General features: G+C 61.3%; 3 protein-coding genes. All 3 read left to right on the forward strand.

From position 1 onward, the window contains the following. Positions 1-65: 65 nt before the first annotated feature. Entirely contained in the window at positions 66-5,537 is a 5,472-nt protein-coding gene (locus tag SGJ19_23460; protein MDZ4783215.1) for an MG2 domain-containing protein, read from the forward strand. A gap of 124 nt (positions 5,538-5,661) precedes the next feature. Continuing rightward, positions 5,662-5,898, forward strand: coding sequence for a hypothetical protein (locus tag SGJ19_23465; GenBank protein ID MDZ4783216.1), 237 nt, complete (start codon positions 5,662-5,664; stop codon positions 5,896-5,898). A gap of 450 nt (positions 5,899-6,348) precedes the next feature. Then, positions 6,349-8,524 (forward strand): DUF1549 domain-containing protein (locus tag SGJ19_23470; protein MDZ4783217.1); only part of this gene is annotated, 2,176 nt, incomplete at its 3' end.

The raw sequence follows: 8,524 nt of genomic DNA on the forward strand, positions 1-8,524 counted from the left end.
GGTGGGGAGGCCGCGGCTCCGGGGGCGCGCCGGTCGATGCGGAAGGAAATCCCGTCTATCACCGCGTGCCCGCGTCGTTCGAGCAAGCCACGAGCGATGGCGAACGCTGGCGGTGGTGCCTGGCGCAAGCGGCGGAACTCGCGCCGGCTCGGCTCAACGATGTGCGGATGACGCTGGCGCAGTTCTGGCAATCGCAACTGGGCGAACAGACCTTGGCCTACGGCGGCTGGCGCTTGGGACGCGCCGGCGACAAGGAGGACACCGGAACGTTCGCCTTGCATACGCTGGCCGAAACCGAAACCATCGCGCGACTCGCCACGGGCATCAAGCGATTCACCGTTCCGGATGAATTTAACTACATCCACATCTATCAAAAGATCGTCGACGAACCGGCGACCGGCCGGGCGGACGAGGCGATCGAACAATTAGCGTCAATCTTTGAGAACCGTCGACAGTATCCCAAGTCGGCCGACCAATGGCGGCGCGTGATCAAGGACTATGGCGCCGGCAACGAAAACTATCGCCGGCAACGTCTCGACCAGATCGTCAAGAACTGGGGCCGCTTCGAACCCATTGCTTCGCAGCCCGCCGGCAAAGGCGCCACGTTCGAGTATCGCTATCGCAATGGTACACGAGTGACATTCGAGGCGCACGCGCTGCGCGTTGGCCGGCTACTGACGGACGTCAAGGAATATCTCCGCTCGAATCCGGCCGAAGTGGATTGGCAGAAGATGCAAATCGAGAATCTCGGTTACCGCATCGTGACGGAGAACGAATCGCGGTATCTCGGCGAGAAGGCCGCGGAATGGACGCTCGACCTGAGGCCGCGCCCCGAGCATGTCGATGATCGCGTAACCGTCGCATCTCCCTTGCAACGTGCCGGCGCATATCTTGTCATCGCCAAAATGGCCAATGGCAACAACTCGCGGATGATCGTCTGGGTCGCCGACACGGTAATCGTCAAGAAGCGGTTGCAAAAGTCGACGTTGCTCTACGTGGCCGACGCCGCGACCGGTGCGCCGCTGGCGAAAATGAACGTCGAATCGTTCGGCTTTGCCAATCGTCAACGTCAGAACGGCCGCAATATCATTGAAACCAAGAACCTCGCCGACGCGACCGACGATTCCGGCATGCTGACGCTCAGCGCCGAACGTATTCCACAGGACTACCAGTGGCTGTTCATCGCACGTTCGGCGCGAGGTCGTTTGGCATACCTGGGCTACAACAACGTCTGGTACGGAGAATCGTACGACGCCGCATATAACGCCACGAAGGCGTTCGCCATTACCGATCGCCCGGTGTACCGCCCCAGCCAGAAAGTGCAATTTAAGTTCTGGGTCCGCCAAGCGCAGTACGACAACGACAAGCTCTCCGATTTCGCTAACCTGCCGCTGACGGTCGTGATTCAGGATCCTCAAGGCGAGAAGGTCCTGGAAAAAGAACTCACCACCGACACCTACGGCGGGCTGGTCGGCGAATTCCCGCTCGGTGACGAAGCCAAGCTCGGCGCGTACTCCCTGCACATCGAGCAACGCGTCAAGAAGGGCGATGCGCAAGAAGTTGTCGCCAACTACGGTGGCGGGAGTTTCCGCGTCGAGGAGTATAAGAAGCCCGAGTACGAGGTGCTGGTCGAAGCGCCGACCGAGCCTGTCATGCTCGGCGATAAGATCACCGCCACGGTGAAAGCCAACTACTACTTTGGCGCGCCGGTAGTAAACGCGCGCGTCAAGTACAAGGTGATGCGTACGGCGCACACCGAGGAATGGTACCCCGTCGGCCCGTGGGATTGGTTCTATGGCCGCGGCTACTGGTGGTTCGCCTACGACTACTCCTGGTATCCCGGCTTCCGCAGTTGGGGCTGCATGCGTCCGCAGCCGTCGTGGTGGCACGGCGGCAGCGATCCGCCCGAGGTCGTCGCGGAGCAGGAAGTGGCAATCGGCGCCGACGGCACGGTGAAGATCGAAATCGACACCGAGGTCGCCAAGGAACTCCACGGCGATCAGGATCATCGCTACGAAATCACTGCAGAGGTGATCGATGAATCACGCCGCACCATCGTCGGCGCCGGCGCCATGCAAGTGGCGCGCGAGCCGTTCCGCGTCCACGCCTGGGTACATCGTGGCTACTACCGCGTCGGCGACACCATTCAAGCCAATTTCGCCGCGCACACGATTGATCAGAAGCCGGTGCAGGGCCAAGGCAAGTTGCAATTGCTGCGAGTCAGCTACGACGCTCAGCGCAAGCCTGTCGAGACCGAGGTGCAAGCCTGGGAACTGGCAACCGACGCCGAGGGTCAGGCCGCGCAACGGATCGCCGCTGCTTCGCCGGGGCAATATCGGTTGTCGTATAAAGTGAACGACGCCAAGTCGCACACGCAGGAAGGGGGCTATGTCTTCACGGTCATCGGCCAAGGCTTCGACGGCCGGTCGTTCCGCTTCGACAACGTGGAACTGATCCCGGACAAGCAGGCATACGCGCCAGGCGAAAAAGTCCGCCTGCAAATCAACACCGATCGCGCCGGCAGCACGGTCTTGCTGTTCGTGCGCCCAAGTAACGGCGTCTATCTGCCGCCGAAGTTGGTTCGCATCGCCGGCAAGAGCACGGTGACGGAAATCGACGTGGCGAAGAAAGACATGCCGAACTTCTTCGTCGAGGCGGTCACGATTTCCGACGGCCGACTCTACGAAGAAGCCAAAGAAATCGTCGTCCCGCCCGAACAACGCGTGTTCAACGTCGCCGTGGAACCGTCCGCCAAGGACTACAAGCCCGGCGAGAAGGCCACGGTCAAAGTGCGCCTGACCGACTTGAACGGCGAGCCATTCGTCGGCTCAACCGTGATCGCCATCTACGACAAATCGGTGGAGTACATCTCCGGCGGCTCGAACGTGCCGGAGATCAAGGAGTACTTCTGGAAATGGCGTCGCGACCATCAGCCGAGTAGCGAAACCAGCCTCGCGCGCTATGAAGGCCCGCTCTTCAAACGCAACGAAGTGCCGATGGCCTCGCTGGGGATCTTCGGCGAAACGATCGTCGAGGAACTGGAGTCGTCCCAGGAATTCGAGGGAATTTCGATCGATGCCGACGCCTCGGGCGGCGGCGGCGGCACACGCAGATTTCGTGGTGGTTTGCCAGGCCCTGCTGCGCCGATGTCGGCGGCGCCCATGGATATGTCGGCGGAAGGTTCCGTTTCGGGCGGCGTGGAAGTCAAATTCGCGAAGGCGAGCGATCAGGGTGTGACGCAGGTTCAACCCACCGTGCGCACCAACTTCGCCGACACGGCGCTCTGGGTGGGTTCGATTACCACGGAAAAGAACGGCGAGTGCGAGGTTTCGCTCGACATGCCGGAGAATCTCACGACTTGGAAAATCCGCGCCTGGGGCATGGGCGCCGGCACGCGCGTCGGCCAGGGCGAGGCCGAAGTCATCACCAAGAAGAATCTGATCGTCCGCCTGCAAGCCCCGCGATTCTTCGTCGAGAAGGACGAAGTGGTGCTCTCGGCGAACGTGCATAACTATCTGGAACAGGAAAAGTCTGTCGAAGTCGTGCTGGAACTCGACGGCAGCGTGATCGCCGCGCCGGCGAATCCATCACAGACGGTGACGATTCCCGCCGGCGGCGAACAGCGCGTCGATTGGCGCGTCCGGGTCGAGCGCGAGGGAGAAGCCGTCGTGCGGATGAAGGCGCTCACCGACGAGGAATCCGACGCCATCGAGATGAAGTTCCCGTCGTATGTCCATGGCATGCTGAAAACCGAGTCGTTTGCCGGGTCGCTCAAGCCGGACGAGAACTCGGGCAAGATCACCTTCAAGATTCCGGCCGAACGCCGCGCGGAGCAATCGCGGATCGAGGTCCGCTATTCCCCGACGCTGGCCGGGGCAATGGTCGACGCCTTGCCGTATCTGGTTGACTATCCGCATGGCTGCACCGAACAAACACTCAATCGCTTCCTGCCGACGGTCGTCACGCAAAAGGTGTTGATGGAAATGCAGCTCGACGTGAAATCGATTCAGGAGAAACGCACCAACCTGAATGCGCAGGAAATCGGCGACGATCAACAGCGCGCCAAGGGCTGGAAACGCTTCGATCGCAACCCGGTGTTCGACGAGGCGGAAGTGCAAAAGATGGTCCGCGACGGCGTCGACCGACTGAGCGAAATGCAGCTCTCCGACGGCGGCTGGGGCTGGTTTTCCGGCTACGGCGAACACTCCTGGCCGCACACCACGGCCGTGGTCGTGCACGGGTTACAGATCGCCCAGCAGAACGACGTGGCGATTGTCCCCGGCGTGCTGGAGCGCGGCGTCGAGTGGTTGAAGACCTACCAACAGGAGCAACTCGCGCGACTCAAGCGCTTCCCCGAGAAGGAAGATCCTTACAAGGAATTCGCTGACGACCTGGACGCCTTCGTTTACATGGTGCTGGCCGACGCCGGGGCGCCCCATGACGAGATGCGCGAGCTGATTTACCGCGATCGCACCAAGCTTTCCGTTTACAGCCTCGGCATGTTCGGGCTGGCGATGCACAAGGAAGGGCAGCAGGAAAAGGTCGAGATGTTGCTCAGAAACATCTCGCAATACCTGGTGCAAGACGAGGAAAATCAGACCGCGTACTTGAAACTGCCGAACGAGAGTTACTGGTGGCATTGGTACGGCAACGACATCGAGGCCATGGCCTACTACCTCAAGCTGCTCGCGAAGACCGATCCCCAAGGCGAGACCGCGCGGCGGTTGGTGAAGTACTTGCTCAACAACCGCAAGCACTCCACATATTGGAACTCGACGCGCGACACGGCGCTCGTGGTCGAATCCTTCGCCGATTTCCTCCGCGCCTCCGGCGAAACCAAGCCGGATATGACAGTCGAGGTTTGGCTCGACGGCCAGAAGCAAAAAGAAGTCCAGATCACGGCCGCGGACTTGTTCACCTTCGACAATAAGCTGGTGCTCGAAGGCGATGCTGTCACGGACGGCCAGCACACCGTCGAACTGCGCAAGCAAGGCGCCGGCCCGCTTTACTACAACGCGTACGTCACCAATTTCACGCTGGAGGACTTCATCACCAGCGCTGGACTGGAGATCAAGGTCAACCGCAAGTTCTACAAACTCAACCGCGTCGACAAAGCGACCGAAGTCGCCGGATCGAGCGGCCAGGTGGTCAGCCAGAAGGTCGAGAAGTACGAGCGCGAAGAGTTGCCCAACCTCGCCACGGTGAAGAGCGGCGACTTGATCGAGATCGAACTCGAAATCGACAGCAAGAACGACTACGAGTACCTGATCTTCGAAGACATGAAGGCCGCCGGCTTCGAACCCGTTGACCTCCGCAGCGGCTACACCGGCAACTCGCTCGGCGCTTACGTCGAATTCCGCGACGAACGCGCCGTCTTCTTCGCCCGGACGTTGTCGCGCGGCAAACACAGCGTGGCGTACCGGCTCCGCGCGGAGATCCCCGGCCTGTTCAGCGCCCTGCCCGCCCGGGCGGAGGCGATGTACGCGCCGGAATTGAAGGGGAACTCGGACGAAATGAAGGTGGGCGTGGAGGACTGATAGGTTTCGCTGGTTGAACCGCGGAATCGCTGAGACGCAGAGGAGCGGGCGTGAGGCTGTGCGTAGCGTCATTCATGACCAATAACAATTGACGTGTGGTATACCTTGAGTCTTACTTTGCTGCATGAAGATCGCCATCACCATTCCTGACGATTTATTCGAGCAGGCGGAAATCGCCGCGAAAGAACTCTCACTTTCGCGGAGCGAGCTGTACGCCAAGGCGGTCGAGGCCTTCATCACGGCCCGCTCGCCGACGGAAACCACGGCCAAATTGAATGATGCCTGCGTTCGCGAATCGTCCAGCTTGGATCCGGTTCTGGCCATAATGCAATGGAGCTCACTACCACCCGAATCATGGTGATTCGACTCGGCGAAAAACGAACTCGCGAAGTGGGATTGCATTTCACCAGTAGTTCCTCCAGCACTGTTAGCGTCTTGGATATGAACGAGAATCCGTACCGGTCGCCACGGAGTGCATCGACTGCGCCCGTTCGGAAAGCATCGGCGATACCGGTGCTAGTTGGCGCTGGAGTCCTACTTGGGCTCATCGCCACTTTTTTTCTTGTGGCAGGCATCGACGGATTCCCATCAGGCGGACGCTCAGCGCTCTTCACCTGCGCCGGCAGCGGCTGGGCGATCACCCTTGTCTTGTTCTACGTCGCCTATCGACTGCGCTGAACCACTTTTCCGTTTGGCGCACGGGCAACCTGTACCATTTCCCGTCTCGTGCATATTCTTGCTTACGGAGTTCCGATCAGCGAGAATGGGTGCTTCCCCGTTTTTGCACCTCTCGGCATTGGATCGCCCGCCGATGTTGGCTCGCAGCGTACTTGCTCTTGCGGTAATACTTATTTTGACGGGCGCGTCGCAGGGCGCGGATGCCAAAGCGCATTTCGATAACATCGTCGCGCCGCTCTTGGCCCGGCGTTGTCTCGCCTGCCACAACCCTAGCGAAAAAAGCGGCGGGCTGGATCTCACGCGAGCCGACGCGGCGATCGCCGGTGGAGACAGCGGCGCGGCGTACCAAACCGGTAAGCCGGACGAGAGTTTGCTTTGGCAACGCATCGTCGCCGAGGAGATGCCGCCGGAGCATCCGCTGCCAGAGGAAGAGCGCGCGATCTTGCTCGCTTGGATTGAATCCGGCGCAATGTGGGGCGCGGTGGAGATCGATCGCTTTCGCTATTCAAGCGACGCCCGGGCGGGGTACGACTGGTGGTCGCTGCAACCGGTCGTGCGACCGCAGCCGCCGGAAGAAGATTCCTCCTGGTCGCGCAATGAAATCGATCGCTTCGTCCGCCACGGATTGACTGAGCGCGGACTGACTCCCGCGCCCGAGGCGGATCGACGCACGTTGATCCGGCGATTGTCGTTTGACCTGTTGGGACTGCCGCCGTCGCCTGAGGAAGTCGCTGCCTTCGAGGCGGATCAATCGCCGGACGCCTACGAAAAGCTGGTCGACCGGCTTTTAGACTCGCCGCAATACGGCGTGCGCTGGGCGCGGCATTGGCTCGACGTGGTCCGCTTCGGCGAGAGCAACGGCTTTGAGTTCGACGAATTCCGCAAGCACGCCTGGCCGTACCGCGACTGGGTCGTCGATGCGCTCAATGCGGATTTGCCTTATGACGAATTCGCGCGCTTGCAAATCGCGGGCGATGCCTTGAAACCTAACGATCTCGAAGCGGCCATCGCCACGGGCTTTCTCGTCGCCGGCGCGTACGACACCGTCGGGCAAGGCCAGATCAGCGACGCCATGCGCGCCGTCGTGCGTCAGGATGAACTCGAAGACCTCGTCGGCGTCGTCGGGCAGACGTTCCTGGGACTTACCGTCCAATGTGCCCGTTGTCACGACCATAAGTTCGATCCGATCCGTCAGCAGGAATACTATCAACTCGTCGCGGCGCTTGCAGGCGTGCGGCATGGCGAGCGCGATCTGGAATCGCTCGCAGCGCGCGGCGCTCGTGCAGACGCCGTCGAAGCCGCCAAACAGCGGCGCGAGGAACTGACTAAAGAACTCGCAGCGCTCGTGGAGCCCGTCCAAACGCGATTGCTGGCGGAGAAGTCCCGGCATCCTGCGGACTTACATCCTTACCTGGCCTGGGACTTTCGCGATGGAGCATCCTTCGCCCCCGAGGCAGAACTGACGTTGCATGGCGGCGCGGTGCGTACCGCACTCGGTTTGGAACTTAACGGCGAGGACGCTTACGCTTCCACTGCACCGCTGACGCGAGAGTTGAAAGCGAAGTCGCTGGAAGTACGCGTGCGATTGAACGACCTCGCCCAGCAAGGAGGCGCGGCGATCAGCATTCAGAAGCCGGACGGCAGTCTATTCGACGCCATCGTCTACGGCGAACGCGAGCCGCGCCAGTGGATGGCCGGGAGCGAAGGATTTCTGCGCACCCAGAGTTTCCAAGGCCCGGGCGAAGACGCGGTGCCAGATCGCGTCGTTCACATCTGCATCACTTACGACGACGAGGGCCGCATCGTCTGTTACCGTGACGGCCAACGCTATGGCGAAGACTACAACACTTCCAAGCCGCCGCAGCTTGCCTCGGGCGAGGTCCAGGTCGTGTTCGGTTTGCGGCACGCTCCCGTATCGCGCGGAAAACTGCTGGCGGGAACGATCGAATCGGCCGCGATGTACGATCGCGCGCTGACCGAGGAAGAGGTCGCCGTCGCCGCCGGCAACACCGTCTCCCACGAGGATTTGCGAGCCGGCTTCAATAACACGGAACGTGCGCGTTACGACGCCATCACCGCCGAAACCACGGCATTGGACGATGCGCTCACGCGTTTGCACCCGCCGCGCTGCTATGCGCTGACAGCAAAAGACCCGGAACCAACGCACATCCTGGCGCGAGGCGATCCGGCATTGCCGCGCGAGGTCGTATCGCCGCGCGGCATCGCGTCGCTGTCGAGCCTGTCGCCGGACTGGAATCTCGGCGGCGACGCGCCGGAAATGGAACGCCGCGCGGCGCTCGCCCGCTGGA

This window comes from Planctomycetia bacterium, from assembly GCA_034440135.1.
Lineage (GTDB): Bacteria > Planctomycetota > Planctomycetia > Pirellulales > JALHLM01 > JALHLM01.